We start from the raw sequence: 3,056 nt of genomic DNA on the forward strand, positions 1-3,056 counted from the left end.
ACGCCGCTATCAATATTCTCAAAAAGGGACTAAGTACCGTGGGACACACGGAAACTAATACGCTTGGGGAGAGATTCCCTCTGGTTTGATTGGATACGTCCTGTCAGATTAAGGAAACTCGATGAACCAAGAATCCCTCGCATGAGCGCGACGGGAGTGTCAAGATGGTGCAAGTTTGCGAGATGTGCGGGTTATTTTTGAAGTTTCCCAGGCAAAAACCGACTCTCAACACTTCGGTTCGCGGTTATTATGGCTACCGGATGGCACTTTATTGGTAGCGATTGGGGACGGGGGTAATCCTCCCCTACAATTAGCGGGAGATTTAATTAGAAAACAGTCCCAAAATCTGCAAAGTCATTTAGGTAGACTTTGCTGAATAAAGCTAAAAACCTTGTTGGGTAAGACTTTTAGACCTTTTGGCAATCAAAAAGTACTGGGTATGGGAGTGATCGGGGGGAAATTTAGGCACTTTTTCCCTGAAAATTAGGTAATTGGCCACCTGAAAATGAGTAAAACCCTACACCCTACACCCCACACCCCATACCCTGCCCCCAGGAAAAACTTTTTCAGCAGACCCTAGGTAAAATTATCCGCATCAATGACGATGGTTCTCTACCTAAAGATAATCCTTTTGCGGGTTCTAAAATTTGGAGTTACGGTCATCGGAATATTCAAGGAATCAGCTTTGATCCAATGACTAAAAGAGTCTTGGCAACCGAACACGGAGCAAAAGGAGGGGATGAATTAAATTTAATTGAAAAAGGTAAAAATTATGGTTGGCCAGTGGTTTCTGCTAGTCAAGAGTACGGCACTAATACCCCAGTTTCCAGCGAAGAATCTCGACCCGGTCTGATTGATCCGAAAACAATTTGGACACCTGCGATCGCTCCTTCGGGATTGGTCTTTTATACCGGTAATCGCTTTCCTAATTGGCAGGGAAATTTATTTGCCGGTGGTTTAGTTTCCAGGGATATTCGCCGTCTGTCAGTGGATAAATCGGGTGAAATTATCAATCAAGAAGCGATTCCCATCGGTCAGAGGGTGCGGGATGTGCGTCAAAGTCCCGACGGATTTTTATACCTGCTCACCGATGAAGGTAACGGTCAATTAATTCGCCTTGAACCGCCATCTAATTTGTAAAAGTTCACAGAAATTATTATGGAAACCTTGAAGATTTTTTAGTGAATTCTAGTATAGTTATGTTTGTACGGGAGCAAGCACTCGATTTATGAAGAAAATTTTACAGTTAGTGGGACTAGGTTGCATATTACCTATGTTCCTCGCTAGTGCAAGTTTAGCGGAAACAGTGGTGGAAAAAGTGGCTCGCACGGGATTTTTGACCGTAGGAACCCGTTTTGATGCGATTCCCTACTCCTACATCAATGATAAGGGGGAATTAGTCGGCTATTCTATGGATGTGTTGGAACGAATTAGAAAACGATTGGAAACTCGTCTCGGTCGTCCCGTCACCCTGCAAATGATTGAAGCTAACCAACCCGGAGAGAAAATTAATCTCATTCGTAGCGGGGAAATCGATATCGCTTGTAGTACGGCTTTTACTTGGGAAAGGGCGAAAGTTGTCGATTTTTCCATCAGTTACAGCATTTCTGGGATTAGGATTTTAGCTAAAAAAGGTAGCAATCTCTCCACTCCTCAATCCCTAATCGGTAAACGCATCGCCTTGGTTCCCACTTCTGCGGCCGTGGATGTGATTAAATTAGTACAACCGCAAGCGACAATTGTTACTACCTACAGCACCGTAGAAGAAGCCCTCGAAGCTTTAAAAACCGGTAAAATCGACGCAATAGCGGGGGATAGCATCTCTTTAGCGGGAACAATCCTCAGAGATAACCCTAAAATCTACGAAATCGTCCCCGAAGAAGCTCTAGCTAATTTTGGCATCGCTTGCATGGTTCCCGAAAATAACTCTACTTTTTTGGATGATGTCAACTATGCCATTGTTAAAATGATGCAGGATTACATCACCAATGATACGGCCACCGTTAGTCAAATCGATCGCTGGTTCGGTAGTCAAGGCATGGTTCCCATCCCCCCAGAATTATTAAAGGGGTTTTTTGCCTTCAAAGTTATCGAACACGCCCAAATTAATCCCCAAGAAGCCAAATAGGAGCATAAATTCAGGTGAATATCAGCAATAAAACTGGTTTAGTCGGCTTTCTTCTCGCTTTATCTGCCTTCGGTCTGACTAGCACCGCTCAGGCCGCCTCAGAGGAGGCTAATCCCATTGAGGCGCGTTTAAGTCGTCTGTCCAGCGCTGTACGCGAACGGGTTAACCAACTGCCGTCCGGTACTGCCGATCCTAGTTTACAAGCTTTAGGCTGGGGAGATGGTGGCGGTCGCGGTTGGGTGAATAGTCGTGTCGGTGGTTGGGGAGATGGTCGCGGTGGTAGTTTCGTTAATGCGCGGCCCTGGGGGAATGGTTGGTCTGACGGTGGTAGTTTCTTTAATTCCCGACCGCGCTGGGGTAACGGTGGCAGTTTCTTCAATCGTCGGTAAGTAAGGTTGGGTGAGGGGATAACTTTATCCCCGTCCCAACCCCGGTTTTACGATGAAATCTAGGGTGATTATTTTGAGGCAGAAAGACTCCATCAAGACGAAAGGAAAGTTGTTTGACTTCCACTGAGTCAAAGCGGTAGTTATTCGCTTCGCTGATAGGGAGTTGAATTAATTCAAAGAAGATAGAGGGGAATGATTGAAAGAGTTGATAAAAAATCGTGTCAGTTTTCATGCTTCTATTTTACAAGGCGATCGCATTTTTTTATGTCCCTTTTTGTATAGCTTTAACCTGTTTAACCTCTAACTCTAAGGCGGATGCGACTTGCTCAACACTTAACCCTAAGGCTAACAAACGGGGGACCGCCTCTAATGCTTTGTTTAGTCTGCCTTCCTCGCGACCTTCCTGACGACCTTCCTGACGCGCTTCTTCGCGCACATCTTGAAAATACTGAGTCTGTTTTAATTCATCTAAACTAAACATAGTTTCTATCTCCCGACGATTGAGAAGCGGTAACTTATAAACGAGAATCGTCTCTATT

At 44.9% G+C, this 3,056-nt stretch carries 3 protein-coding genes and 3 pseudogenes; 4 read left to right on the forward strand and 2 right to left on the reverse strand.

The window, feature by feature from the left end:
- Positions 1–172: 172 nt before the first annotated feature.
- The 4 genes and pseudogenes from O9295_RS06725 to grrA form a co-directional block, all read left to right on the forward strand.
- Positions 173–376 (forward strand): annotated as a pseudogene (locus tag O9295_RS06725) (PQQ-dependent sugar dehydrogenase); the annotation flags it as partial.
- 191 nt (positions 377–567) lie between these two features.
- Positions 568–1,140, forward strand: a pseudogene (locus tag O9295_RS06730) (PQQ-dependent sugar dehydrogenase); the annotation flags it as partial.
- Positions 1,141–1,228: 88 nt separating this feature from the next.
- Entirely contained in the window at positions 1,229–2,128 is a 900-nt protein-coding gene (gene grrP / locus O9295_RS06735; RefSeq protein ID WP_002796867.1) for an extracellular substrate binding-like orphan protein GrrP, read from the forward strand.
- A 14-nt stretch (positions 2,129–2,142) separates the two neighbouring features.
- Complete coding sequence (grrA, locus tag O9295_RS06740) at positions 2,143–2,517, forward strand: GrrA/OscA1 family cyclophane-containing rSAM-modified RiPP (RefSeq protein WP_149987744.1); 375 nt, start codon at positions 2,143–2,145, stop codon at positions 2,515–2,517.
- Between the two features lie 58 nt (positions 2,518–2,575).
- On the opposite strand, the pseudogene O9295_RS06745 reads toward grrA, so the two are convergent.
- Positions 2,576–2,749, reverse strand: a pseudogene (locus O9295_RS06745) (DUF2887 domain-containing protein); the annotation flags it as partial.
- Positions 2,750–2,779: 30 nt separating this feature from the next.
- A partial coding sequence (locus O9295_RS06750) for an Rpn family recombination-promoting nuclease/putative transposase (protein ID WP_288032442.1) occupies positions 2,780–3,056 on the reverse strand: 277 nt, incomplete at its 5' end.

Origin of the sequence: Microcystis sp. LE18-22.4A, from assembly GCF_027531105.1 — a bacterium.
GTDB classification, from domain to species: Bacteria; Cyanobacteriota; Cyanobacteriia; order Cyanobacteriales; family Microcystaceae; genus Microcystis; species Microcystis aeruginosa.